The organism is Laspinema olomoucense D3b (assembly GCF_025370785.1).
Lineage (GTDB): Bacteria > Cyanobacteriota > Cyanobacteriia > Cyanobacteriales > Laspinemataceae > Laspinema > Laspinema olomoucense.
The window spans coordinates 22626-47637 of the sequence record NZ_JAMXFA010000010.1; the positions used below are offsets into that span (position 1 = coordinate 22626).

The 25012-nt window shown below is 48.1% G+C and carries 22 protein-coding genes and 1 tRNA gene; 11 read left to right on the forward strand and 12 right to left on the reverse strand.

What is annotated here, in order from left to right; genetic code table 11:
* Window positions 1-360 precede the first annotated feature (360 nt).
* The gene (locus NG792_RS09360) at window positions 361-2979 is read right to left on the reverse strand and encodes a M48 family metalloprotease (RefSeq protein ID WP_261235283.1); all 2619 of its coding nucleotides are present in this window, start codon (window positions 2977-2979) and stop codon (window positions 361-363) included.
* A gap of 411 nt (window positions 2980-3390) precedes the next feature.
* Here NG792_RS09360 and NG792_RS09365 point away from each other — a divergent pair, with 411 nt between their 5' ends.
* Both NG792_RS09365 and NG792_RS09370 read left to right on the forward strand, forming a co-directional pair.
* Window positions 3391-3735 (forward strand): DUF4870 domain-containing protein, encoded by a 345-nt coding sequence (locus NG792_RS09365; RefSeq protein ID WP_261196762.1) that lies wholly within the window; start codon window positions 3391-3393, stop codon window positions 3733-3735.
* A gap of 39 nt (window positions 3736-3774) precedes the next feature.
* Window positions 3775-4110 carry a DUF4870 domain-containing protein gene (locus NG792_RS09370; protein ID WP_261235284.1) on the forward strand — a complete coding sequence of 112 codons (336 nt, stop codon included), beginning with the start codon at window positions 3775-3777 and terminating at the stop codon, window positions 4108-4110.
* Window positions 4111-4334: 224 nt separating this feature from the next.
* Here NG792_RS09370 and NG792_RS09375 read toward each other — a convergent pair whose 3' ends face one another.
* From NG792_RS09375 to NG792_RS09385, 3 genes are all read right to left on the reverse strand, one after another.
* A complete protein-coding gene (locus NG792_RS09375) occupies window positions 4335-5267 on the reverse strand; it encodes a bestrophin family protein (RefSeq protein WP_261235285.1) in 933 nt (310 codons plus the stop codon).
* Window positions 5268-5341: 74 nt separating this feature from the next.
* Complete coding sequence (locus NG792_RS09380; RefSeq protein ID WP_261196767.1) at window positions 5342-7474, reverse strand: protein kinase domain-containing protein; 2133 nt, start codon at window positions 7472-7474, stop codon at window positions 5342-5344.
* A gap of 545 nt (window positions 7475-8019) precedes the next feature.
* Window positions 8020-8322, reverse strand: coding sequence for a hypothetical protein (locus tag NG792_RS09385; RefSeq protein WP_261235286.1), 303 nt, complete (start codon window positions 8320-8322; stop codon window positions 8020-8022).
* Window positions 8323-10117: 1795 nt separating this feature from the next.
* Between NG792_RS09385 and cpcB the strand changes: the two genes are divergently transcribed.
* From cpcB to cpcF, 6 genes are all read left to right on the forward strand, one after another.
* A complete protein-coding gene (cpcB, locus tag NG792_RS09390) occupies window positions 10118-10636 on the forward strand; it encodes a C-phycocyanin subunit beta (RefSeq protein WP_261196769.1) in 519 nt (172 codons plus the stop codon).
* Window positions 10637-10767: 131 nt separating this feature from the next.
* Window positions 10768-11256 (forward strand): C-phycocyanin subunit alpha, encoded by a 489-nt coding sequence (gene cpcA, locus NG792_RS09395; RefSeq protein ID WP_261196770.1) that lies wholly within the window; start codon window positions 10768-10770, stop codon window positions 11254-11256.
* A 238-nt stretch (window positions 11257-11494) separates the two neighbouring features.
* Complete coding sequence (locus NG792_RS09400) at window positions 11495-12355, forward strand: phycobilisome linker polypeptide (RefSeq protein ID WP_261196771.1); 861 nt, start codon at window positions 11495-11497, stop codon at window positions 12353-12355.
* Between the two features lie 187 nt (window positions 12356-12542).
* Entirely contained in the window at window positions 12543-12812 is a 270-nt protein-coding gene (gene cpcD, locus NG792_RS09405) for a rod-capping linker protein CpcD (RefSeq protein WP_261196772.1), read from the forward strand.
* Window positions 12813-12854: 42 nt separating this feature from the next.
* Window positions 12855-13700, forward strand: coding sequence for a C-phycocyanin alpha-cysteine-84 phycocyanobilin lyase subunit CpcE (gene cpcE / locus NG792_RS09410; RefSeq protein WP_261235287.1), 846 nt, complete (start codon window positions 12855-12857; stop codon window positions 13698-13700).
* A 466-nt stretch (window positions 13701-14166) separates the two neighbouring features.
* Window positions 14167-14820, forward strand: a complete 654-nt coding sequence (cpcF, locus tag NG792_RS09415) for a C-phycocyanin alpha-cysteine-84 phycocyanobilin lyase subunit CpcF (protein WP_261196774.1) — start codon at window positions 14167-14169, stop codon at window positions 14818-14820.
* Between the two features lie 7 nt (window positions 14821-14827).
* On the opposite strand, the gene NG792_RS09420 is transcribed toward cpcF, so the two are convergent.
* Together NG792_RS09420 and NG792_RS09425 are read right to left on the reverse strand one after the other, a co-directional pair.
* Entirely contained in the window at window positions 14828-15013 is a 186-nt protein-coding gene (locus NG792_RS09420) for a hypothetical protein (RefSeq protein WP_261196775.1), read from the reverse strand.
* Window positions 15014-15123: 110 nt separating this feature from the next.
* Window positions 15124-15849, reverse strand: coding sequence for a class I SAM-dependent methyltransferase (locus tag NG792_RS09425; protein ID WP_261235288.1), 726 nt, complete (start codon window positions 15847-15849; stop codon window positions 15124-15126).
* Between the two features lie 248 nt (window positions 15850-16097).
* On the opposite strand from NG792_RS09425, the gene NG792_RS09430 reads away from it, so the two are divergent.
* Window positions 16098-16170 (forward strand) — tRNA-Thr (locus NG792_RS09430).
* Window positions 16171-16250: 80 nt separating this feature from the next.
* Here NG792_RS09430 and NG792_RS09435 read toward each other — a convergent pair.
* Together NG792_RS09435 and NG792_RS09440 are read right to left on the reverse strand one after the other, a co-directional pair.
* Window positions 16251-17678, reverse strand: a complete 1428-nt coding sequence (locus NG792_RS09435) for an NADP-dependent isocitrate dehydrogenase (protein WP_261235291.1) — start codon at window positions 17676-17678, stop codon at window positions 16251-16253.
* A gap of 287 nt (window positions 17679-17965) precedes the next feature.
* Window positions 17966-18910 (reverse strand): PEP-CTERM sorting domain-containing protein, encoded by a 945-nt coding sequence (locus NG792_RS09440; protein WP_261235293.1) that lies wholly within the window; start codon window positions 18908-18910, stop codon window positions 17966-17968.
* A 762-nt stretch (window positions 18911-19672) separates the two neighbouring features.
* On the opposite strand from NG792_RS09440, the gene NG792_RS09445 reads away from it, so the two are divergent.
* A complete protein-coding gene (locus NG792_RS09445; RefSeq protein WP_261196782.1) occupies window positions 19673-20296 on the forward strand; it encodes a 4Fe-4S single cluster domain-containing protein in 624 nt (207 codons plus the stop codon).
* A 207-nt stretch (window positions 20297-20503) separates the two neighbouring features.
* Window positions 20504-21643 carry a PP2C family protein-serine/threonine phosphatase gene (locus tag NG792_RS09450; RefSeq protein WP_261196783.1) on the forward strand — a complete coding sequence of 380 codons (1140 nt, stop codon included), beginning with the start codon at window positions 20504-20506 and terminating at the stop codon, window positions 21641-21643.
* Window positions 21644-21675: 32 nt separating this feature from the next.
* Here the strand turns inward: NG792_RS09450 and NG792_RS09455 are convergent, their stop codons facing one another.
* The 4 genes from NG792_RS09455 to NG792_RS09470 all read right to left on the reverse strand — a co-directional run bounded on the left by NG792_RS09455 (window position 21676) and on the right by NG792_RS09470 (window position 24878).
* Window positions 21676-22008, reverse strand: coding sequence for an STAS domain-containing protein (locus NG792_RS09455; RefSeq protein ID WP_261196785.1), 333 nt, complete (start codon window positions 22006-22008; stop codon window positions 21676-21678).
* Between the two features lie 151 nt (window positions 22009-22159).
* On the reverse strand, window positions 22160-23950 hold the full coding sequence (aspS, locus tag NG792_RS09460) for an aspartate--tRNA ligase (protein WP_261196787.1): 1791 nt from the start codon (window positions 23948-23950) through the stop codon (window positions 22160-22162).
* A gap of 269 nt (window positions 23951-24219) precedes the next feature.
* Window positions 24220-24633: a hypothetical protein gene (locus NG792_RS09465; protein WP_261196788.1), complete on the reverse strand. Its 414-nt coding sequence runs from the start codon at window positions 24631-24633 to the stop codon at window positions 24220-24222.
* Between the two features lie 14 nt (window positions 24634-24647).
* Entirely contained in the window at window positions 24648-24878 is a 231-nt protein-coding gene (locus NG792_RS09470) for a hypothetical protein (protein WP_261196789.1), read from the reverse strand.
* Window positions 24879-25012 lie beyond the last annotated feature (134 nt).

A 25012-nucleotide genomic window follows, 5' to 3' on the forward strand; every position in this document is an offset into this window, starting at 1 on the left:
TCAATCGAGCCACTCTTTAAAATATCACAGCTTATGCAGGTGAGCTAGTAGTTGGCTCAAAATTTTTTCCTTTCCCGACTATAAATTTTACCTGAAGCTGATCACTATGGAATATTTTCCCCATGAACCGCCCATTTTGTTGGCGGTTTCAACTTTTTCTCAATCTTGAGGGAAAAGCCGCGCATTTGTTAGACTTGCTGCGGTCTCCCTGGGTTAGAAGGAGTTAACTTTGACGCACATTCGGACCTTAAGCAAGGGTAAAACGAGTATTTTTTTCCAGATTGGCCCCCGGAGCTAGAGCTTTCATTAAGAATTGTAACAAATTCCGGACCGATTCTGAGACGGGGCTTGAAGTTGGTCCTAGGTCCCCCCCTTAGACATCCAGTAAATGCCTAAAAGTGCCGCCACTGCTGCCAAAATCGTAGACCAAATGGGATGACCATTGGAGTGAGTTTTACGATCAGCCGTGGTGAAGCGGTCCAGGTCAATCCAGGGAGTCGCACCGCGACGGAACCAGCCGATCGCCAAAATTCCTTGTCCCACGAAATCGCTAGGACGCTTAGACAAGAGCCACAGATACCCAAAAACCCCCAGATTAGAGGCGGCGTGCAACTTCACTAATCCAGTGGGGGATTGCAAAATTAAATCTTGCCCCAGCCAATTGCTGATTCCCCTGCGTCCGAGGAGTTGTCCTTCCAAACCAATGGGCAAACTATCCAGGGGGATGGCATCGGAATCCGTGAGGAGTTCGGGCAAAGTGGGGTTGGTGCGGATATTTTTAGAGGTAATGTCTGGGAAAAAGGAATTGATTCGCAAAACAATACCCAAACTTACTCCTATTAATAAAGCACCCTGGAGAATGGCGCGATCGCCCCATACCCACTCCAGAGCCCCAAATCCCAGGTTCACGGCAACTGCGCCCAATGCCCACAACATTAACCCCGCAAGTAACCCCAGGGGAAGGCCAAAATAAGGTGCTCCTTGTAATAACAGGCGTTTGAGCATCCCACGGGGAGGACTCGCCGGGGCCACTGCGCTATCCCTGGCAAAATCCAACTCAGCATCCAGCTTCCAAAACCGCGCATATAAATCCAACAGGGTGAGGCGATCGCCCAAAGGCGGATGAGATTCCGGGACCGTCAGCCATTTTTTGTAGGCATTGTGGCGGTCCCACTGGAGGAGATTTTCCCAAGAATCATAGCTAGAACAACTTCCCAAGGTCATCCCCTGCATATAGCCGACTGGGGAGAGTAAATCGAATCCTTCCAGAACAAAACTGGTGTGACCCTGTTTCTCCACATCCTGGGCAATCCCGATTGCCATTTTCAGTAAAGCGCGGGTCAGGGCATTGGGATTGCCGGTTAAAGAGGCACAAGCGCGATCGCTGTAATAAAAGCGCAAACGCGACAGGAATAAAACCGGCCAACGCAGCACCCAGTAAAACCCGTAGGCGACTGCTGAAATTACCCCAGCCATCCCTAATATCCCCTTAGAGAACCACTCCTGAGAGTTCAACCACTTATCCCCATCCTTGGACACCTGCCAATAGACCAGATAGGGGAGTTGAGAGAGTAACAGGGCCAAAGAGATCAAGGGAAAATCCCCATTTTCTAAATGTCCTAACTCACCGGCATAAATTGCGGCAATTTCATCGTCCTCTAATTGCTCTAATAACCCTTGGCTGACAACAATTCGGGCAAACCGAGGGGCAAAACCATAGGTCATGGCGATCGGTGCATCGGTAGGAATGACCCCGAGGACCAGGGGCGGTTGCTTGCGTTCCAAGCTAAAGCGGGATAGCAATTTGCGCGCTTCTGGACTATAGATACCGAGTTTCTGTGGGGGGAGTTTTTCCATGCCGTAAGCGAAGCGCAGCAGTAAATCCAGCAACCAGGGAGAAGCAACCAGCAACAGGACGAGGATGCCCAACAAGGTCCAAGTTTGGTCACGATAAAAACTTTGCAGCGGTTCTAAGAGGGGAAGCCGATAGAACAGGTCGTTAGCTGCTGCCATTCCCCAATTCATGAAAATCCACAGTAACCCAAACAGGGCGATCGCACTGCCAATTTGGGCAAAGAATAGATAGGTGGGTTTGACGGGTTTGAGTTTTCGCCAGTTTTGCGCCCGTCCTGCCTGACGCCATTGCCGAGGTTGTGGAGTTGGAACCGTTGATTCCCGAGGAGTGGGAGTGGGTTGTCCGTCCTCTGGTGCCATTGCTGAGGGTGAATCAGCCTGGGTGGTTGCCGGGGTTAAATAATCTACCCCATCGCTGTTGGCTTCTAAGGGGAGCACGGGTGGAGAATCCCGCCGGGAAACCGGGGGTCTGGAGGGCTTAGGCGGTGCCGGTAGCGATGAGGGTGGAGTTAACGGAGTGACTCGTCCCCCAGGGGTTGTCCCGCCCGGGGGTCTGGGGGGCATCGGTGGCGGCAGGGGTGGCGGGTTGACCGGGGACCGGGGTGCAGGTTTAGCTTGAGCCGGTTCTAGGGGGACAAATCCCGTGGGATTTCCTAGGGAGAGGGGGGAAATGATGCCCTGGGAGCTTGGGTTCTTGAGGGGGGAGGGTTGAGTAGCTGCTGAAGATGATGGGTCTAATGGCACAAAGCCGGTGGGGTCTCCTCGGAGGGGGGAGGGCGGACTGCCTGGAGGATTGAGCGTTTTCGGGGGTTGGGGTTGAGAGCCAGGGTTTGAGGGAGAAGATCGCCCTTGGGGAGAAGATTGATTCAACTGAGCCAGGGTCCGCACTGCCCAGTCTTTGACCTTGGGACTGTCCGATTCGGTCAAGGTTTGACATAAGGCGATCGCCTTAGAGTGAGCGCGGTTCCCTTTGTAGGCCATCACTAACCCCATCGTAGCCCGATCAACGGTGGGTTGATGGAGTTCTTGTCCGCACACCTTTTCTAAAATGGCGATCGCCAAATCATAATTCTTTTTTTTGAGTGCAGCCAACCCTGTTTGGAGATCCGAGTGTTCCATAGCCATCGATTCGCAATTGGTAGATGAACCAAGAGGTTCAACGAGAACTAGACAGTCAGAATCGAGAAGGTGGGGATTGTTCAGTCTCGATTCTTAAATGCGCTATAGCCAGTCTAAATCATTCCCACCCCGGTTCTATGGGGGATAGCGCTGGGTCCCAGGGTCCGGGAGTTTTTGGCACTGGATAGTTTTCCCGGGGTCGAGGGGAATCAGAGGCAATGGGTTGCCCAGTTTGTCAACTGTCTTTAGGAGTGTGGACATCATCAATCGAATCAGGGGGGAATCTTCCCCCCGGATCAATCTGGCTGTCGCAAAATTAAGATAGATTAAAAGGCAAACTCATCCTAGATGGGTGGCGATCGCATAACATACCTAGCGATTTTTCTCAGAAGTTTAATCATCACAGGAGTTAAAGTCATGTACGATGCAGACAAACGGAAGCTTTTATCCCTACTGTCTCATGGGTCAATTTTTTTCAGTACAACCTTAGTGTCTATTGGTATCCCTCTGGCAGTTTTATTTGTATCTGATGACCCCGTAGTGAAAGATAATGCCAAAGAATCTATCAATTTTCATTTGAATGTCTGGGCTTGGGGTTCGGTGATTTTGGCCCTAAGTTTTCTGACCTTTGGCTTGTTGGGATTTATTCTCGCCCCAGCCGGGTTTGTTCTCCATTGGGGATTGACGGTGTTTGCGTTGCTGAAGGTGTTCGGAAATCCCGACCAGCCCTTTCAGTATCCTTTTATTTTCCGCGTGTTATAACTTGAAAAGAAGGCGATCGGCAACATTGGAGGAATTTTGATGTACGATTCAGATAAACGGAAGTTATTATCGGTTTTGTCTCACGGAGCCATTTTTTTCAGTGCTACAGTTCTTTCCGTCGGATTGCCGATCGCAATTTTGTTTCTTTCCGAGGACCCGGTGGTTAAAGGAAATGCCCGAGAATCTCTCAATTTTCATCTCAATCTTTATCTCTATGCCATCCTCTTTGGTCTCTTGACTTTTGTACTGATTGGGTTTCCCCTACTGTTGATTTTAGGAGTAGCCAGTTGGATTTTGCCGATTATAGCTATTGTGAAGGTTCTTTCCAACCCAACTTTGATATATCGCTATCCGTTCCTTTTCCGGCTCGTTTAATTGCTATTTGAGGGCAATATCTTCTCCCCTCATTGGCAGGTCACCCAATCTATAGGGGCAATTCATCAACTGCCCCTACTCGCTGAAGTGAGGTATCCCTCCGGCGACAGTGAGCTAATTATTTTTACCTCTTTAAAAATCCAGTAATAGAAACAATAATTCCTATTTTTTTATTAGATAAAAAAATAGGAATTATTGTTTTATTTAACCTAATTTAAATAGTCTTATTGCACTGGATAATGGTCTGGAGAAATGGATAACTTTTCCAGAGGTTGAGTCCGGGGATAGAGAGAAATTAAATCTTCTATATTGACCCGCATATTAGCACAAATGGTATCAAGGGGCAAATCATTAGAATCATGTCCAAACGGATTTTCGATTTGAATGCCGATTTTTTCTATGCCAAATAAAGTAAAGCTAATTAAAGCAGCAACGGGTCCGGTCCATAAATCTAAATGGCTGACAATTTGAAACGGCAGCGCCAGACAGTAGAGCATTAGAAGCTGTTTCAAATGGATAGCATAAGCCACAGGTATCGGTGTTTTTAAAATGCGTTCCGATGAACCCAAGGTATCCACCATTGTATCTAATAGCTTGAGCATGGTGGTGAGTTGATAAATATTGAGTTTATTAAGACGATATTGTCTTTGGAGATAATCTCCTAGCCAGAAAGCGATTTCCAGAGGAGGATGATTCATACTTTTGAGCTTTTCATACTGTTCTCCAGAAATTAAACCTTTTAATTCCTCATTGATGGGTTCGTCTCGCAAGTGTAATTTGGTGGCCACGGCAAAGGCAACTAACAACCTCAAATGATGGGCTTTTTCGGTGGCATCTTCTGGACGATTGTCGGTAATTGCCACCAAAATTTGCCGAGATAAGTTGCGAACCGAGTTAACTAGGTTTCCCCAGGCTTTTCGTCCTTCCCAAAAGCGCTCATAAGCTGTATTTGTTCTAAAGACTAATAATAAACCTAAGACAATCGTGGGAACCAATCCCTCTAAACCGGGCCAAGAAACGGGATAACCCCAGCGATATAAAAAAGAGACAATTAGGCCAAATAATCCGCTTCCTAAAACTGCGGGTAAAATGGAGGGAATGACCGATCCTTTGAGTTGAAAAATCAGATGCAAGCCTTCTATACTTTTTACTTTCATAGCGGTAGGTGAGCGCAGATAAAGATAAGGATGAGGAAAACTCCGGTTAGGGATGCCAGGAGAGGAGTGAACTTTTAAGGTTTATTCACCGAGGGCACACGCCAAATTTTAATTGTTTCATCAGGAGAACCACTCAAGAGTGTTTTACCATCGGGGGTGATTGCAATTCCACTGACATAACTAGAATGCCCTGTAAGCTGATATCGCCGGTCTCCGGTAGCTAAATTCCAAATTTCGATCGTGCCACCACTACTTGCCAAAATGTTGCCATCGGGACCGATCGCCACGGATCTCACCCAACTGGAATCTCCCCTAAGCTGATAGCGTCTTTCTCCAGTTTTGAGATTCCAAACCACAATCGTATTATCGCGACTGCCACTGACGAGGGTGTTACCATCAGGACTAATGGCCAGAGAAAGAACCGGGTGAGCATGACCTCGCAGAGTCAACAATCTCCCGCCGCTTGCGACATCCCAAATTTTTACAGTATTGTCATTAGCAGCACTAATAATTCGGCGGCCATCGGGAGTCATGGCGATCGCATTCACAGCAGATCCTGCCTGAATCGTGCGCAGGCGAGTCCCGCTTCTAATATCCCAAATCTTAATCGTATTATCATCCGATCCACTGACTAACCGCTGACCATCGGGAGTAAAAGCCAGGGTATTCACGGGACCCCAATGTGCCCCGGGTCCAGCGATGGTCAGCATTCGGGACCCATTATTCATATTCCATAATCGAATCGTCTTGTCAGCGGAACCACTGGCGAGGGTTTGACCATTGGGACTCACGGCTAGGGTCCTTACCCAGTCTTTATGAGCCGCAATGGTGTGCAGTAAGTCACCACTGTTGAGATTCCAGATGCGGATCGTGCCAAAACTTCCGCTGGCAAGGGTTCCCCCTTGGGATTGACTAGCAGCGCCGGGAACCTGACTCATGGCGATGGACTGAACTTGACCCACTTCCCGGATACTTCTTCTTAAAAATAGACTGCTGGGGATATTCACCAGGAGTCCGACAGGATTGGCGGGAAATAATCCATATCGCCAATAGCCATAGACTTGAGAGGTTGCCAACAGGACTAATAAGATGGCGATCGCAGAAATCCAGGGTTTTTTGCTCCCTGTTTTCAAAAATCGGCTTTTGCTGCTATTTTTCGGGGGGTAAACGGGTTTATATTGCGATCGCAGCCTTTTCGATTCTGTAGAGCTTGATTTCGAGTTGAAATTGGAACCTGTATTGTAATTTCCCCGAGTCCCCGAAGTGCCAATTCCGGTATTGGCATCCCCAACTTCACCATTAGGCGGCGTCAAGTCAATCTCTGCCAAACATTGCAAGATAGCCTGAGCATTTTGAGGCCGCTTTCCCGGAAAAGGGGCCATTAAGTAATCAATCACATCCCCAAAAGCTTTGGAAATCTGCGGTGCACTATTGCGCCAGACGAGTTTTCCCGTCCGAGGATTTTCCGAGAAGGCAGTCGGCGGTTTCGCCGTTAGTAAAAAGACTAGGGTCCGCCCTAAAGCATAAAAATCCGATTGCGGTACCGCCTTCCCATTAGCTTGTTCCGGTGGCGTATAGCCCGGAGAGACAATGCCAGTAATGTTTTGACCCTGCCCCACTTTCGCAAAGTAGGTATTCGTCACTTCCCTTGCCGCGCCAAAATCAATCAACACCACTTGTCCATTCAAGCGAATCATGATGTTGAGGGGCTTGATATCCCGGTGGAAAAAGTTTTGTTGGTGGACGCGATCGAGAATCTCCACCATTTGTTTTAACCAATCAATGGCTTGGCTTTGGGTTACGGGCCGATTTCCCCGTTTTTTCATCCAATCCCGTAGATTCAACCCACTGATTTTTTCCATCATTAAGCAATGGATCGGTTCGGTTTCCCCCGGAGGCGTGATCGAAAAGTACGCATCTGGCTCAACTTTGGGAATCCCTGGGTGGTTGATCCGTTTCAACACATCGGCTTCCTGTTGAAAAAGCTCTACCGCCTTTTCATGGTTTTGAAGCAATACTTTCAGGACCTTGATGGTACCTTGGTCATCCACTTCAAAGGTTTTACCAAAGCCTCCACCGCCAAGGGGTTTGATAATCCGATACCGTCCTTGCAGGAGTATATCACAGCCACAGTGAACGCATTTGACCTGGTTCGCATTGGCTGGGTCATTAGGATGGGGACATTTGGGATTCAGGCAATAACTCACAGAAGCTACATTACCCTATATTCTGACTGCACGTCTCAACAACACTATAACTTGCAGTTATCATTCCTAACTGTAGGGTCTTGCCAACTTATTGGCAATTTCCTCGGTTACTTGACCCTCTAGCTGCAGTAGTAGCGGAACCCATCAAGGTTGCTTGATTTTTTGACCTGTTGTTGTTTGCTGATGGGTTAACCCGGTTGGCTTCTGGGAAAGGTCATCCGTCAAAGCCAGTTCTTACACCTCCATTAAAGATTAGCAATTATCCGGTATCAAAATTATTCGTTTTAAATTTTTATGACTGTTGCCGGTTTCCTGGCACACCCACCTTTGAACTGTCTGCCACTCTGTGCCCAGAAGTTGACTACCTTTTCTCCCAAGCCTACTCCTGGCCCCAGTTTTAGGGTTCCCCAGGACTTGTTGTCCTGTGCTTTGGATCCGATTCCTAGCTTGGAGGGTGCCAATTGCCTGGATATGGCCCTGAATTCCATTTTTTTCTGTAGGAGCAAAACCAGGTGGCGATCGCACTCCTTTGGGCTAAATTGTCACTAAATTCTGCCCTCATGTTCAGTTTGCACAAACTCCTCCAGAGTAGCCGTTCCCGGTTCAATATTTCCTCGGTACTTCTGCGGATCTAGGTCAAGTTGTCTGCATTTCCCCCAAGTGCGATCGCCCCTTTCAAATCGATGCCGATATCGGATAAAAGCCTCTTCCACTTCCGCTTCGCTCAAAATTAAATACTGCGCAATATCTGGAAAGCTTTTCCCTAGTTCCCACATTTTTCCCACCACATCTTCTATCGTATTCTCCGTAATTTCTCGCAATTTGGCCAGCTCTTTTTCTCGTTTCATTATTTCAGTACCTTTGTAGGGGGTTTCAGATTAAATTAATTCCAGCTATTTTTTGATTTTATTTCGGGCTTTTTCCTACCCAATCCGCCTGTCAAAGACCGGGTTTTTCCGTGAGCCTTCTTTGGAGCACAGTCTATAGCCCCAACTCCCCGGGCTAACAAGCGGGTTTGTATAGCCACACTATGCAGCATTGCGGGTTTTTGACGCCCTCCGAGTACCCAATTTTGTATCACTTCATAAAACCCACTTTATTTATCGGCCATCTCAAAACCTCAAAAATTAATTAACTAAAATCCGTCAGCCAATTCCCAACCATCCAAAATATATCCCAAAACTTAAAAACCTAGGGCTTATTCGCTGTAAGTTTTATTAAGAGTGACTCCCCAATTGAAAGCTATTATTCAAGAAGTTTTCAAATGTTAGAGAAAGGATTTTTTTGAATTATACTTAAACCTCATAAATTAATTAAAGTCTTACTTTGCAAAGTTTGTAAGGCTCTTGTTAAACCTTTATGGGGTAACTACTGCCTCTTACAGAAGTTGGCGCTAGGTGTAATTTAGAATCACCTCAACTAACGACTCTTTTAGGTATTCCAAATAGATAGATACTATCGGGAAAAATTTTTATATTTATGTTAAAATTATTTTTATTTTACAAAAGTAATATCAGCTTTAAAGTTTTGTTTAAAATTTCTGAAATTGGCAACTTTTTTCCTTAAAAAAATGTCCAAGGCAAGTTAACCCTCCCTAACTTTTCTAAACTTAAAAGCTTTTATCAGAAGAGCGGAATTTCCAGGGGCGATCGCAGACTTGTAAGTGATGACTTCTAAAACCTTAATAACCGAGATTAAGACCGATTACCGGGTTTCAATTCATGACTTTCCTTGAAGGGGATTTGTTCTCCATTCACCCTGAATTCATCAATGATGACCCCTCACCCCTCTCCCTTAACTCTTTATGGATCCATCTATTCCGGAGTTCCCTGATTTGATTGCGGCAGCAGAGGGGCGCTGTAACGACCTTTTAGGACGCCGGTACAGTGTTAGAGTCCCGGGACCAGAAACCGCCTTCCTGTAACAGATTTGTTGCATAGCAAGGGCAGATATTTGTCAAGCAACCCCGTAAGTCCCCATTTATCTCATCCTGTACCGACTTCCTCGGCCCCACCTGTTTAGTGGCTCCTCTACCTAGAGAAGGTCAGATCAATCCTATCCAGCTTGGCAAGAGTCAAGTTTTATTTCGCGCATCTATCTATTGGCATAGATGTTCCTTAGAATCTGAAGGGCTGCTTTTTGGGACCCGGGTGCGACTGCTGCTGGTAATTCCCTAAACCCTTGCAGGGAAAGCTTTTAGGATGTTACCCTGACTCACGATACCCCCGGAATTTCCCAGTATTTGAGAGACTCAGACTGCTTAAATGGTTAAGTATATTTGCTCAATTTGGACAAAAATAAAAAAACTTAACATTTCGTAATGATCTTGGGGACAAAGGCAGTGTATAAAGGTAACCTGAAGGGGTTGAGAAACGAAAAAAGTTAACCTGAGTATTGATTAAAAAAGGTTTTCAAGTTTCTCATACTTCTGGTAGTATTTTCTAAGATTTCTCGAAAGCGGGTGACGAAGCCCCAGTAGGGGCCAGACACAAACTTCGAGTCCAGCTTTAACAGAAACAAACGAAATTGTTGTAGTGTTGTAGCTGGGGTTAGTCGGAACCTAACAAGCTTTTTAGCTTGAGCGGGGTCAACTAAACTTGATTGAAGCCCAAAGCAAGCCAATAAATAAAGGAGATTGAGTACATGCTAGACGCATTTGCAAAAGTTGTTTCGCAAGCAGACGCACGTGGCGAATTCCTGAGCACCGCCCAATTAGATGCTCTGACCAACATGGTCAAAGAAGGTAACAAGCGCTTGGATACCGTCAACCGGATCACCAGCAACGCTTCTCAAATCGTTTCTGAAGCCGCTCGTTCTCTGTTTTCGGAGCAACCCCAGCTGATCCAACCCGGTGGAAATGCTTACACCAACCGTCGTATGGCAGCTTGCTTACGCGACATGGAAATCATCCTGCGCTACGTCACCTACGCAGTCATCGCCGGTGATGCCAGCGTGTTAGACGATCGCTGCTTGAATGGTCTTCGTGAAACCTACCAAGCCCTGGGTGTTCCCGGTGGTTCCGTTGCCACTGGCGTTCAAAAAATGAAAGATGCCGCTGTCCGCATTGCCAACGATCCCGCAGGTATCACTCCTGGTGATTGCAGCGCTTTGATGTCTGAAATCGCTGGCTACTTCGATCGCGCAGCTTCTGCGGTTTCCTAGTCTAAATATTCCGACTAAAAACCCACACTATCTTTTCTTTTTAAGGATCTAGCCCTTAATTGAGCCAAGTCCTTAAAACACCAAAACCAAAGAACGAAAAATTAGTACAACCCTAGGGAGATACTGCAACGATGAAAACCCCAATTACTGAAGCAATTTCTTCTGCTGACGCTCAAGGCCGTTTCCTGGGCAACTCCGAACTGCAAGCTGTTGATGGTCGCTTCAAACGCGCTCAAGCCAGCATGGAAGCTGCTCGTGCTTTAACCACCAACGCACAACGCTTGACCGAAGGTGCTGCACAAGCTGTCTACAACAAGTTCCCCTACACCCAAACCATGCAGGGACCGAACTACGCTTCCACCGAAACCGGCAAGCAAAAGTGCTCTCGTGATATCAGCTACTACCTCCGCATGGTCACCTACTGCTTAGTTGCAGGTGGCACCGGCCCGATGGATGAGTACCTGATTGCTGGTTTGGATGAAATCAACAGCACCTTTGATTTGTCCCCCAGCTGGTACGTTGAAGCCCTCAAGTACATCAAAGGCAATCATGGCCTCAGCGGACAAGCTGCTGTTGAAGCTAACACCTACATCGACTACGCAATCAATGCTCTGAGCTAATTGATGCATTCTTCTGGCATCGGTCTGATTGCTTAGAACGGTAAAAGGTAAGATGTCCGGGGAGGTAGGCGGGTGCTGGCAGCAGGCTAGTCTCTGTTTACCTGTCCGGGCATCTTTGTATTTGTTGAAGCAGAAAAACCCCGTAATTACCGATCGCGGTATCCAGATTTTGGATGGTAAGCAAGAAAAGCACATCTAAAATCACAACAGTAAAAACTTTTTTTGGGAGAGTGTTTAGATGGCAATTACAACAGCAGCATCCCGTTTGGGAACGACACCCTATGAAGATACAGGCCGGGTAGAACTGCGTCAAAATAGCAGTGAACAAGATATTGAAGCAGTGATTCGCAGCGTTTACCGCCAGGTCCTCGGGAACGATTACGTGATGAAATCCCAGCGCCTTAACAGTGCGGAATCGCTGTTAAAAAATGGCAAAATGAGCGTGCGGGATTTCGTCCGCGCTGTTGCTAAATCGGAACTTTACAAAGAAAAGTTTCTTTACCCCAATTTCCAAACCCGCGTCATTGAACTTAATTATAAACATCTGCTGGGACGCGCTCCTTATGATGAATCCGAGGTGATTTACCACCTGGATCTGTACGAAACCCACGGCTTTGATGCAGAAATTGATTCTTACATCGATTCCCCGGAATATGAGAGCAACTTTGGGGACAATATCGTACCCTACTATCGTGGATTTGCGACCCAAAATGGTCAAAAAACCGTTGGGTTTAACCGGATGTTCCGCCTCTATCGCGGTTATGCCAACAGCGATCGCGCGCAACTCGAAGGCACCAAATCGCGCTTGATTCGCGAACTGGGCAAAAATCAAACCAATACGATTGTTGCTCCCTCCGGTGGTTCTGATGGCTGGTCCTACCGTTCTTCGGTCGATTCCTCTCCCGCAACCTGCCTCGGTGGCGCGTTTGTTGGGTTCGGAAAAGATGGCGAAGTGTTTCGCATCGAAGTCACGGGACTGCGGCAAACCGGCGTCCGTCGCAGTTGCCAAACCTTCATCGTTCCTTTCGAGAGCTTATCTACGAAAATTCAGCAAATCGTGAAGCAAGGCGGAAAAATCGCCAGCATCACGACTGCCTAATTTAGGATAACGTCTCAGACAGCCCACAGGACGGCAACTGCCATGAGCGCTACCGGATTAATCCCTCCGAAATATTTCCCAGGGCACGGGTGAAATATTCCAGATTAAATCTGGCATAAGCTTGAAGGCGATCGCCTGTGGGTTAATCCACCCAGTTAATCTACACTAAAGGAGCTAGTCAAATCAAATGTTAGGTCAAGTTGCAGGCTTTAATCAATCCAATACCAGCGCAGGCAATCGTTTTTTTCGCTATGAAGTGACCGGATTGCGTCAAACCGACGAAAGCGATCAGAGCAACTACTCGATCCGCAAGAGTGGCAGTGTGTTTATGACTGTTCCCTACAACCGCATGAACGAAGAAATGCAGCGGATTACCCGTCTGGGTGGAAAAATTGTCAGCATTCACCCCTTGAACGTTCACGGTGAGCAAGAGACTCATGAAGGAGAAGGGGAATAGGTTAGAATCTCTAATCTGTTAGCCCAATCCAGTTTTTAACTCATGTGGGACAATCTTGAATCAGGCTCACCGGCCCCTCCAGCAGGGGACGGTGAGACTTTAACTGTAGAGGTGGCGATCGCCAATTTGCGCCACGAAGACTTGAGCTTGCGTTACTACGCCGCTTGGTGGATTGGCCGATTTGGGGTTCGCGAACCAGCGGCGATCGATGCTTTGCTGGATTTGTTATCCGAAGAGGGGGATAAAACCGAGGCGGGTGGATATCCCCTGCGCCGCAATGCTGCCCGCGCCTTGGGCAAAGTTGGGGACGATCGCGCCGTTCCTGCCCTGATTGAGTGCTTAAACTGCTCCGATTATTATGTCCGGGAAGCCGCAGCCGAGAGTTTGGAACGACTCGGCGATCGCAGCGCCATTCCGGCCCTGATGGAATTACTTGCCGGGGGCCTCACCGCAGCGGTCCAGGTGACGGGAAAACCCCACCTCACCCAACCCTACGATACGATTTTAGAAGCGTTGGGAACCCTGCAAGCCACAGAAGCAATTCCCCTGATTCAACCCTTTCTGGAGCATTCTTTTCCTCGGGTGCAATATTCTGCCGCCCGGGCGATGTATCAACTGACTGGGGAAGGGGGGTATGCAGAACGCTTAATCCAAGCTTTGCAGGGAAAAGATTTGCAACTGCGGCGATCGGCCCTGTTGGATTTGGGGGCGATCGCCTATTTACCCGCCGCTAAAGCAATTTCTCAAACCTTGGCGGAAAATAGCATCAAATTGATTGCTCTTAAAGGACTCATTGAGCATCATCTGACCCTGAATCATCCTGATGCCGCCCCGGATTTATCCCCAGATTTAATTGAAGTGATGAATCTGATGGATAGTCTGTTGTAGGTCTGTAAAAACCTACACCCTGAAGGGTGGGGCTACATGGACAAAGCCCGCCTGCGCGGGCTATAGACAGACTTTTGATAAGGTCTGTAAAAACCTACACCCTGAAGGGTCTGGCTCCACGAACAAAGCCCGCGCAGGCGGGCTATAGAGTAAAAACCTACACCCTGAAGGGTCTGGCTCCACGAACAAAGCCCGCGCAGGCGGGCTATAGAGAAAACAGACTGGTAATACCAAAGCGGGTTGTTAAAAATGGATTTTCTGTTGTAGCCTGCGGAGGCAGGCTACCCTTCGGGAAGCCGCTAGCGCGTCTACGTCCGTAGAGCCAGACCCTTTCCTTACGGAACGCTACGCGAACAGGGTGCGGGTTTTTATAGACCTATCACGACCGGATTCCTTATAATCTCCGGATGCATTAGTCTCGATTAAAATTAAATCCCATTCATACAACAGCGCTCAAGCCGTTCTCATGACTGAAAACGCCGGACTCACCCCACTGATTAAAGCCGTTGAAGAGGCAGACTCCGCAGAAGGTTTAACCAAAGCCTTATGGAAATTAGCCCAAGCGCGATCGCCCGAAGCCATTCCCACCTTAATCGAAGCCCTAGGTTTCAATAACCCCGGTGCCGCCGTTGCGGGAGTCGAGGGACTGATTGCCCTCGGGGAAGTCGCCGTTGTCCCCCTGTTGCAACAACTGGATGGGTTCAATTATGGGGCCAGAGCCTGGGCGCTACGCGCTTTAGCCAAAATTGGCGACCCCCGGGGATTAGAGTTACTCTTAGACACCGCCGCCCATGATTTTGCTCTGAGCGTGCGTCGTGCAGCAGCAAGCGGTTTGGGGAATATCCTCTGGGAAAACATGGACCCCGAGGAAAGGGCGACGGCCCAAGAGAAGGTGTATCAGACCCTTTTGGAAGTGCTGCAAGATCCAGAATGGGTAGTGCGCTATGGGGCGATCGTGGGAATGCAAGGACTCGCCACGGCAGCGGTATCTAATTCGCCCATGTGGTTGCGTCAACTTTTGACCCAGTTGAGCGATCGGGCAAAATCCGATGAAGAGTTAGTGGTGCGTGCTCGGGCTCAACTGGCTTATCAGCAATTACAAAACACCACCCCCGCTTAAAAACCGCTTACTTCCCCGAAGAACCCGAATCCTCAGAGGGTTCCCGCAAAAATGCCTGAAACAGACTCCAGAGGGTGGAGAGTAAGCCCGTCCCTAAAACCAGCAGCATCAAAGCCGATAATGCGCCAAAGGGAGAAAGGACAGCGATGAGTAACAGGCCAAATATGAATAGAGTAATGATAGGCTGATTCATGGGACCGGATTGCTCCTGTACTGACTCGATACCCTTACTGTATCCACTCCGATTGGCTGCTGACCTCTTTCTTTGTAATGAGATTTAATCCACCCTTGGGTTTTTTTCCCTTACATCGGGTTGAGAGTCTTCGTGCATAAATAGGTAGCCATCACGCCATCCTCGATCCGCTGACTGGTGATGCTAAATCCATTCCGAGACAACAAACCCTCAAAAATCCAGTCATAAGTCGAAAATTCATCCCGGAAATGTCCTTGCGCATCTTCCCGCAGAAAATCGCCCCCGGCTGCTGCCTGTTTTTCAATAAAAGCCGCGATATTGTCCAGGGAATGATGCTCACTGATAATCACATCGTGAATATAAAACTGACCCCCCGGTTTGAGCATCCGATTCATCCGCCCTAAGGCGATGCCTTTCCAGAAATCCGGCAGGTGGTGGAATGCAAAAGTTGTGGTAATCGCATCTACCGAGTTTTCGGGATGTTCGTAGGACAGAAATCCCCCATGACAAAAGGTAATAATATTTGAGACTCCCGCTTGAGCGGCTTTGGTTTTGGCATATTCCAGCATTGTCGGGGAAACATCTACCGCATAAACCTTAAGCCCACGAATGGCAGCTTGAATCGCAAAGGTGCCGGTCCCCGCCCCAAAATCAATGACTACATCGTTTATGTTGAGGGCGAGTAAATCAAGGACGGCATTGCTTTCTTGCTCAATATCTCGGAAATCCGCATGACTGGAATCATACATCTCAACTTCCGTGGGAATGCCATAGTCTTTGCCGACTTGCTGGAACTCATCGTATTGCCAGGGTAAAGGAATTTGCATTTTGCTCATGTTATGTGTAGAACGTTCAGGACTACTCAAATCCACGAACAGGTGCTAGAACACAGAAGGCAAAGAAGGGATTACAGACTCAGCCACTGTCAAATAGAGCCGGGGGTGGGGCATCGTTGCTGTTCTCCTCATGTACCGGAGTCCGTGGAGAGATATGGGGATTATAACCCAAGGGTCTGATTCCTTCTAAAAAAGTCCGGTAGAGGGGTTGCAAAACTGCCCCAAGCTTTGGTAAAGTTAAAACTCATGCTGGTGTAGCTCAGTTGGTAGAGCAACGCACTTGTAATGCGTGGGTCGCGGGTTCAACTCCTGTCACCAGCTTTAACTCAAAAATTTCTGGCTTCGTCAGAAGAGATTCCCCCCTGAAAATCAGGGGGGATTTTTAGAGGTTGGTTTGAGGTTTAATCGTCGAAGTGTTTAATAATCGCGTCGGCAAACTCGGAACATTTGAGGGGTTTTTCTACCGGGGGTTCCATTAAGCGAGCCAAATCGTAAGTCACCTCACGGTTAGAAATAGCTCCTCCAATGCCTTTTTTAATCAAATCAGCGGCTTCTTGCCATCCCATATATTCCAACATCATGACGCCAGAGAGGATGACGGAACCGGGATTAATGCGATCGAGACCGGCGTGTTTCGGCGCTGTGCCGTGGGTGGCTTCAAAAATAGCACATTGGTCACCAATATTGGCCCCGGGTCCCATGCCTAATCCACCCACGATCGCCGCTGCGGCATCGGAGAGATAGTCTCCGTTTAAATTCATCGTCGCCAGAATGGAATACTCATCGGGGCGAGTTTGGATTTGCTGGAAGATACTATCGGCAATGCGGTCATTGACCATAATTTTTTCTTTCCATTTGCGATCGCCGTGAGTCTCCCAAATGGTATCTAGCACCTGCTGGACTTCCGCGCAAACCACCGCCCGTTTTTCCTCCGTCAGGGCATCATAACCCGGGTCAATCTGACGCGCATTCTCTTCAATACTCAAATCAGGATTTTTCTCTTTATTGCTCAAAATCCAAGATTCCCGTTCCGTGACGCACTCATTGCGAAACTCCGTGGTTGCTAGTTCGTAACCCCAGTCCCGGAACGCCCCTTCGGTGTACTTCATAATATTGCCCTTATGGACCAAAGTCACCATCTGCTTGGCTTTGGGCAAGCGTAAAGCGTGTTTAATGGCACGACGAACCAAACGCTGGGAGTTGGTTTTGCTAATGGGTTTGATGCCGATGCCGGAATCCATGCGAATTTGTTTTTTCCCATGTTCTGGGGTTTGGGGAATTAATTGAGTATTGAGAATATCAATTAATTTTTCGCAGATTTCCGTACCTGCACGCCACTCGATTCCCAGATAAATATCTTCGGTATTTTCCCGATAAACAATCACGTCCAATTGTTCGGGATGTTTGTGAGGGGAGGGGGTTCCGGGATAATATTTGCAGGGTCGGACACAGGCATAGAGGTCATGAATTTGGCGCAGGGCCACATTCAGGGAACGAATCCCGCCACCGATGGGGGTGGTTAAGGGGCCTTTGATAGCGATGCCATATTCTGCGATCGCCTTGTTGGTATCCTCGGGCAAATATTGATAAGTGCCGTACTCTTCACAGGCTTCATCACCGGCGTAGATTTTAAACCAGCTAATTTTACGTTTGCCCCCGTAAGCTGCTTCCACCGCAGCATCGATCGCTTTTTGGGAGGCGGGCCAAATATCAACCCCCGTCCCATCGCCGCGAATGAAGGGGATAATCGGGTTATCGGGAACAATGGGTTCACCATTTTTAAACGTCACGCGATCGCCAGTCGTCGGGGGAGTCAGTTTCTCGTACATAATCCACTTACGGTTAACTTGGGTTAAAGCTGAACCTTCAGCCTTTGAGTAGCGTATCAGAAGCCCTGGGATAAGCCGGTAATCAGTTTATCTTTTTCTTCCTCTATTCCCTCGGTTTGCGGGTGCAGACTTCCCCAGAATTCAAGACTGTCTGACTTATCGCTTAATTTTTCGCCAAAAAATTCGGTCAGTCCCCATTTAAAGGAACTGACCGAACTGATGAATTAGCTCTCCATTAATCGGACAAGGCTTCCTGAAACTTGCTCTTGTCGCGATCGCCGGTTAGATTAACCCTTTTGGCTCATTTTGCGGCGACGTGCAGCCAACAAACCACCGGCACCCATCAACAAACCACCAATCGTCATGGGTTCAGGAACTTCAACAGGGTCAGTGCCATCCGGAGTTTCCGGAGTTACTGGAGTTTCCGGAGTTACTGGAGTTACTGGAGTTTCCGGAGTTACTGGAGTTTCCGGAGTTACTGGAGTTTCCGGAGTTACTGGAGTTTCCGGAGTTACCGGAGTTTCTGGAGTTACCGGAGTTACCGGAGTTTCCGGAGTTACTGGATTCTGAGCGACTGGAGTTTCCGGAGTTACTGGAGGGGGAGTTACAGTAACGGTGGATGGGCTAGTTTGTGCTACTTTGCTGCTGCCGTCGCGAGTGCCTCCCTCTGGGCCAACACTCTTGAGGCGGATGCCGAAACTCTGAGAGGTAAAGGAATTCAGGGATAGTCCTGCTGCGGAGACTGTAAAGGTCGTGGTTCGGAAGTCGTCCGGGGTTCCTTGATAGCTGGCACCCCCAGAGAAGCCAATTCGGATGCCGACATCGAAGGAAGTGTCTCCGCCGCCTCCCTGCATATTCACACCATCACCCAGATTGCCAGCGTTTCCATTTAAATCGCTGCTACCAAGGTTGACTGGCCCACCAGATACGCCACCCACGGTCACAGGACCGACACCATCGGGAAGGTTGAAGTAAACCCCGTTAATATCGCCGATATTTCCAGTATTAGCTTCGGGCACTACGTTGACCGTAACGGTAATGCTGCCCGGATTGCTCGTATCGTCGAGGGTGACGTTGACCTTAGCTGGATCTCCAGTCTTTGGAGAAGCGTCGAAGGTAATAGAGTCCGCTTTGGCTTGTCCAGGAGCAAAGGCAAGGGAGGCAGCAGCTAGACCGAGAGAAATTAGAGCAGTTTTGCTGAGACGGTTGGTAAAAGTTAAATTAGTAATCATGGTTTGACACCTTACAGTTTAGAGTTAAGTTAGCAGCGGTTGTTCAAGAGATAACGTTGTCTTTATCTAATGTCTCTTGTGCTTATGTCTATCATTATTACCTTGACTTTCTCTCCCGTCTAGGGGGTAAGGGAATTCTTTATCTAAACAAAATACTTGGGTTGCTGTTTTTAAAGATTGAAAGAACTGTCCGGAATCTCCGAGATTTTGCGGTTGACTAACTCTTTTAGCTATGCTTTTGAGCCACTAACTCCGGGAAAATACTGTGAAGCGAGGTATTTTCTGGGGGTTTTTATTCAGACTAGAAGGAAAAAAGCCTCCCTTGGGTTTCAAATCGGGGCCTGTAGCTAGAGAAGTGGGAATTTTCTTTACAACCATGATAGTGTTTTATTCCCGGCTCGACTAGACCATCTACCCCTAATCTCTAGCCTAAAGGCACAGATAGGTTGGTCTTTCCTAGATCTGAGTGGAGTTCTGGAACTGGCTAAAGGTCATGACCAACGGGTTTTAGAAGATTTAGCTACAGCCTAGAAGATTTAGACTCCCCTTTATAAGGGAACTGTTCCTTTAACTTAAGTAGAAACGAGCTCAACAATGCCGGAAAATAGGTGTTCAGATGGTTTATGGCGATCGCCTTCATCGGAGAATCACCTTTAAATATTGGTGAGTCTCCAGAAGATAGCAGATAATCGATATAAGAATATTGGACTCTTACCCTTAACCCGGTGAGTTCAAACCCTCTATTAGAGGAGAGGTCAACCTATGATCGATTCAATCAACAGCGCATCATCCACCCTCCCAGACATTCCTGATGGCTACCTTAATCTAATGGGTTACGTGGATGAATCAGAAGTGAATGGACCCGGAACCCGCGCCGTAGTGTGGGTCCAGGGCTGTCTTAGAGAGTGTCCCGGTTGTTTTAATCCCGAATCCTGGCCCTTTGAAGTCAATCAGTTAATCGCCATTGATGAACTGGCTGATAAAATTTTGAGCAATCCCCGGAATCAAGGGGTGACGTTTTCCGGTGGTGAACCCTTTTGGCAGGCCCAGGCACTAGCCGAACTGGGGAAAAAAATCAAGGCAGCGGGATTAAATCTGATGTCCTTTACCGGGTTTACCTTAGCGGAATTGCGATCGCCCGGGGCCCCGGTGGGTGCGGGTGCCTTATTAGACCAACTCGACATCCTGATTGATGGTCCTTATGTAGAATCCTTGGCGATTCATTCCCCAGAATCCCCAGTTTCTTCCCGCAATCAACGGATTCACATCTTCAATGAAGCCTTTAAGGATAAAATTACCTGGGCCAGTGACCAGATGGAAATCCACATTCTCAAAGATGGAACTCGGATTATTACGGGTTTTCGTGGGCAATTGGGGCTAGAGTAGAACCCTGTTGCATTCCGTGAAACAGACTCTCCAACCCCCTCAAAAGCATCACAGTTCCGTGAAAGGGGTTCCCGACATCAGGAAACGGTGACCAGAGGCGGCATCGTTGCCTTGAAGGGTTCCCCGACATCAGGAACCAACGAGGGTTGGGGGTCTTTTTCGTGAGTGCTATTCTGTGTAAAGCTAATTGTCGCAATTTCCTAGTCCATGACCCACATTCTTGTGATTGATGACGATCCGACCATTCGCGTAGTGTTAACGAGATCCTTGCAAAAACAGGGGTATCAGGTTGCCGTTGCCAGCAATGGTCAAGAAGGAATGGAACAGGCTTATCGATTAGGGCCTGCATTAATCATTTGTGACTGGATGATGCCGGTGATGGATGGGTTGGAAGTTTGCCGTCAGATCAAAGCGCATTCAGAATTATCCAACACCTATTTTATTCTGTTAACCTCTCGGGGGGCAACGGAAGATCGGATCGTCGGACTGGATACGGGTGCGGATGAATTTCTGTCTAAACCGATCGAAATAAATGAGTTAAATGCCCGAGTTAGAGCGGGATTGAGGATTTATCAGCTTACCCAAGATTTGCGAAACTCAAAGCGAGCCTTAGAAGCGGAACTGGCGGAAGCAGCGGATTATGTGCGATCGCTCTTACCTGATCCCCTGAGTCAACCCGTGGCGATCGCTAATCGCTTTATTCCCTCGCGTCAACTCGGTGGCGATTGCTTTGACTACTATTGGCTCGATTCAGAAAACTTAGTCATTTACCTGCTTGATGTTGCGGGTCATGGTTTAGCAGCGACTCTCCCCTCGGTTTCTGTCTTAAATTTGTTACGGTCCCACTCCCAGGTTGGCTTTGATTTTACCCAACCGGCTTCGGTTTTAACCGAATTAAACAAATACTTTCAAATGGACTTACAACAAGATAAATACTTTACCATTTGGTATGGCGTCTATAACCGCACCCAAGATACCCTCTTGTATTCCAGTGCGGGACATCCTCCTGCCTTATTATTATCTGGAACGCCCGGAATGGCGCCTACCCTACAACCGCTCAAAACCCAAGGCTTACCCATCGGAATGTTTCCCGAAGCCCAATACACCCAAAATGTCTGTCACATTGACACCCCTAGTACCTTATACGTTTTTAGTGATGGCGTTTATGAAATAAATCAGCCTGATGGTACCCTTTGGGGTTTGGATGCCTTTAGCAATTTGCTCACTTATTATTGGCAAAAAAATGGCCGGGATATTGATGGGTTATTGGCTCGCATTCGGAGTTTAAATCTCAACCCGACCTTTGATGACGACTTTTCCTTACTCCAGGTAGAGTTTTTGGAATAACTCCTAGCCTCCTGGGTAGATTTTATCCTAAATTAGATATTGGAGTTCACTTCATTTTCAAAGGTTTCTTCATTGGGATAAACTTTAAATACCCGGTCCATGCTAGTTAGTTCAAATAACATTCTGACCTGATCATTAATTGAACAAATGACCATCTTTGCACCGGCGGTTCGCACCATTTTCAGGGCGGAGACTAAAGCACCGAGACCGGAACTATCAATAAACGTGACATCCTGGAGATTCACTAGGACAATATTGGCTTGTTTGTCCAGGCGATCGCGCACTTCACGGCGAAATACATTGGCCTGGGTCCCGTCTAAAATGCCGGTGGGACGAACAACTTCAAACTTGATGTCAGAACTCATCGGTTTGTTACTCATAAAAATGATAGTGGGCTTTCGAGCTGTTTTTCTCGGATGAGAAAATAATAACAATTCAGTGCAGTCTTAAGAATAGCAAGTCATGGATAATTCACCCAAATACTGGATTACCCATGACCTGATATTCAACCAATCCCTAAGCCTGTTTAGGCTTAACCGTAGAAGCCACGTGTAATTCTTTCAACTGAATTCCATCAATGGTAGCTGGAGCACCCGTTAACAAACATCGAGCTTGCTGGGTTTTCGGGAAGGCAATCACATCTCGAATGGACTCCTCTGAGGCTAACAACATCACCAAGCGGTCTAAACCATAAGCAATACCGCCGTGGGGAGGAGTGCCATACTCAAAGGCTTCCAATAAAAAGCCAAACTTATTATAAGCCTCTTCCGTGGATAACCCGATCGCCTCAAACACCCGTTCCTGAACCTCACGCTGATAAATCCGCAGACTCCCGCCGCCGATTTCCAACCCGTTGTAAACCAAGTCATAAGCTTGAGCGCGAGCATTTTTGAGGTCGTCGATATCTTCCGGATTAGGAGCGGTAAAGGGGTGATGAATCGCCTCTAACCGCTTCTCATCGGCATTCCACTCAAACATCGGAAAATCGGTGACCCAGAGCAGATTGAGCTTGGTTTCATCGATCGCACCCAACAGACGAGCGACAGATTGGCGGAGGCGATCGAGGGTTTTATTCACCGTCGCTGTATCTCCAGCCCCAAACAACAGTAAATCCCCCGATTGTGCACCAGTTCGTGAAAGCAATTCTTGCTTATGTTCGGCGCTTAAATTATCTTTAATTGCCCCAATTGTATCGATTTCGCCGTTATCTTTAACCCGGATATAAGCCAACCCTTTGGCACCGGCTTCTGCGGCTTCTTTAAATAAATCCCCACCGGGTTTGATGCGGACATTAGAAATGGCACTATTGCCACCGGGAATCGGCAACACCTTGACAATCCCACCGGCAGCAATTGCCCCGGAAAAGACCTTAAAGCCGGACTCTTTCATTAAATCCGACACGTCCACCAATTCCATGCCATAGCGGGTATCTGGGCGATCGGTCCCGTATCGTGACATCGCTTCGGCGTAGGTTAAACGGGGGAAAGGACGGGGGAGTTCAATACCTTTAACTGTTTTAAAGATATGGCAAACTAAAGATTCATTGAGTTCCAGAATTTCTTCTTGGGACATGAAACTCATTTCCATGTCAAGCTGAGTAAATTCCGGCTGGCGATCGGCCCGCAAATCTTCATCGCGGAAGCATCGGGCAATTTGATAGTAGCGATCTAAGCCCGAAACCATTAACAATTGTTTGAATAACTGCGGCGACTGCGGCAAAGCATACCATTCACCGGGATTAACCCGGGAGGGGACGAGATAATCCCTTGCACCTTCTGGGGTAGAACGGGTGAGCATCGGGGTTTCAATTTCCATAAAGCCATATTCATCTTCTAGGAAGCGGCGCATGGCTTTAACCACTTGATGACGCAGTTGTAGATTGCGGGACATCCGTTCCCGACGGAGATCCAGATAGCGATATTTAAGGCGTAACTCCTCCCGGACTACTTCGGTTTGTCCACTGGAAACCTGGAACGGCATCAGTTTATGGACTGCATTGAGTAATTCAATGCGATCGACGTAGACTTCTATCTCTCCCGTGGGTAAATTGGGATTGAGGGAATCGCTAGGACGCTGGCTGACCCGTCCGGTGATGCGGAGGACATATTCACTGCGGATGGTTTCTGCATCTTTGTAGGAGTCGGGGGTGCGCTGCGGGTCAGAAACGATTTGGACGACGCCACTCCTATCTCGCAAATCCAAGAAAATGACTCCACCATGATCTCGTCGGCGGTCTACCCATCCACACAGAGTAACAGTTTCTCCAATATGTTCGCTTCGGAGTTGGCCGCAATAGTAGGTTCGCATGGTGGTCGCTTTACAGTTTCAGACGTAATGAGTGGACAAGTGAACGGCTAGAATGCCCCAGTTCTAGGGGTTCGATGCTCGATCGCAATCGGGGATTGAATGGGTTGAATTGCTGAGTTGGGGTCTTTGAAACAAATAACAGAGGCAAACTTTTAAAATCTAGCACGAACGGGTGATCGTGATGGCAGATTCTCTCGGGATAGAGTTAAAAAAATAGAGGGGGACCGATGGGTCGCCCTCTAAAAGTAGGTGTTTAGGCGGAAGGTTGCCTAGGAATTGGGGGGAGTGCCGGAGGGATTGAATAAAGAGTCCCATGCTTCCTTAGCCGATTGAGCAAGGCGATCGCCCAGTTCACTCATTTCATGGAGGATCTTGTCCCAGTTTTGCTTGGCATCCATTTCCATCAGTTTGATGGTATAGGCAATCCGTTCGGGATCCATGAGGCGATCGCTTTCAATCGCCTCCCGCGCTTGTTGCACCGCACTCAGATAAGCTTCGGCAGTAAATTTGCTGGCCCCTTGAATTTCTGCTTGGGCTCGGCGTTTGATAGCTTCAAAAAGGGCCATCGTTTCCTGTTGCACCTGGGTGGTAGCATCAGGCATTTCTTTTTCCACAAGCGCTTTTGTCTGGGGACTTACTTCCACAAGGGCGCGTTCTTTAGGCACTTGAGCTTCATCAGTCATGATTCTGTCTCCTACTAGATAGGACAATTTGTTGCCTCTAGCCTAGCGGCTAAAGTTGGACTCTGGGATGGGGATTGGGGAGGATGGGGGAGATGGGGAGGACCGCCATCGAGATGGGGAGGATGGGGAGGACCGCCATCGAGATAGAGAGGATGGGGGAATTTCTGCTTCCCCTGCTTCCCCATCTCCCCCATCTCCCCCATCTCCAGCAGGCGCTCATCACACACTAGGGGCGCTATAGTCATTATTATCCCGACCCTAGGCAATCCACAGGTAGAAAACGCCCCTGTGGGGGTACGGATTGGCTCACCTTGCCGTGGTGCTGTTGGGTGGTTTTGTCAAGGAGAACAATAGTTCTGTATCAAAGATGGGGATAATA

What these genes read in the sequence shown, in the direction of transcription:
- NG792_RS09360 (WP_261235283.1), bottom strand. Translation starts at nt 2,979, where the DNA reads ATGGCTATGGAACACTCGGATCTCCAAACAGGGTTGGCTGCACTCAAA.
- NG792_RS09365 (WP_261196762.1), top strand. Translation starts at nt 3,391, where the DNA reads ATGTACGATGCAGACAAACGGAAGCTTTTATCCCTACTGTCTCATGGG.
- NG792_RS09370 (WP_261235284.1), top strand. Translation starts at nt 3,775, where the DNA reads ATGTACGATTCAGATAAACGGAAGTTATTATCGGTTTTGTCTCACGGA.
- NG792_RS09375 (WP_261235285.1), bottom strand. Translation starts at nt 5,267, where the DNA reads ATGAAAGTAAAAAGTATAGAAGGCTTGCATCTGATTTTTCAACTCAAA.
- NG792_RS09385 (WP_261235286.1), bottom strand. Translation starts at nt 8,322, where the DNA reads ATGAAACGAGAAAAAGAGCTGGCCAAATTGCGAGAAATTACGGAGAAT.
- cpcB (WP_261196769.1), top strand. Translation starts at nt 10,118, where the DNA reads ATGCTAGACGCATTTGCAAAAGTTGTTTCGCAAGCAGACGCACGTGGC.
- cpcA (WP_261196770.1), top strand. Translation starts at nt 10,768, where the DNA reads ATGAAAACCCCAATTACTGAAGCAATTTCTTCTGCTGACGCTCAAGGC.
- NG792_RS09400 (WP_261196771.1), top strand. Translation starts at nt 11,495, where the DNA reads ATGGCAATTACAACAGCAGCATCCCGTTTGGGAACGACACCCTATGAA.
- cpcD (WP_261196772.1), top strand. Translation starts at nt 12,543, where the DNA reads ATGTTAGGTCAAGTTGCAGGCTTTAATCAATCCAATACCAGCGCAGGC.
- cpcE (WP_261235287.1), top strand. Translation starts at nt 12,855, where the DNA reads ATGTGGGACAATCTTGAATCAGGCTCACCGGCCCCTCCAGCAGGGGAC.
- cpcF (WP_261196774.1), top strand. Translation starts at nt 14,167, where the DNA reads ATGACTGAAAACGCCGGACTCACCCCACTGATTAAAGCCGTTGAAGAG.
- NG792_RS09420 (WP_261196775.1), bottom strand. Translation starts at nt 15,013, where the DNA reads ATGAATCAGCCTATCATTACTCTATTCATATTTGGCCTGTTACTCATC.
- NG792_RS09425 (WP_261235288.1), bottom strand. Translation starts at nt 15,849, where the DNA reads ATGAGCAAAATGCAAATTCCTTTACCCTGGCAATACGATGAGTTCCAG.
- NG792_RS09435 (WP_261235291.1), bottom strand. Translation starts at nt 17,678, where the DNA reads ATGTACGAGAAACTGACTCCCCCGACGACTGGCGATCGCGTGACGTTT.
- NG792_RS09440 (WP_261235293.1), bottom strand. Translation starts at nt 18,910, where the DNA reads ATGATTACTAATTTAACTTTTACCAACCGTCTCAGCAAAACTGCTCTA.
- NG792_RS09445 (WP_261196782.1), top strand. Translation starts at nt 19,673, where the DNA reads ATGATCGATTCAATCAACAGCGCATCATCCACCCTCCCAGACATTCCT.
- NG792_RS09450 (WP_261196783.1), top strand. Translation starts at nt 20,504, where the DNA reads ATGACCCACATTCTTGTGATTGATGACGATCCGACCATTCGCGTAGTG.
- NG792_RS09455 (WP_261196785.1), bottom strand. Translation starts at nt 22,008, where the DNA reads ATGAGTTCTGACATCAAGTTTGAAGTTGTTCGTCCCACCGGCATTTTA.
- aspS (WP_261196787.1), bottom strand. Translation starts at nt 23,950, where the DNA reads ATGCGAACCTACTATTGCGGCCAACTCCGAAGCGAACATATTGGAGAA.
- NG792_RS09465 (WP_261196788.1), bottom strand. Translation starts at nt 24,633, where the DNA reads ATGACTGATGAAGCTCAAGTGCCTAAAGAACGCGCCCTTGTGGAAGTA.
- NG792_RS09470 (WP_261196789.1), bottom strand. Translation starts at nt 24,878, where the DNA reads ATGACTATAGCGCCCCTAGTGTGTGATGAGCGCCTGCTGGAGATGGGG.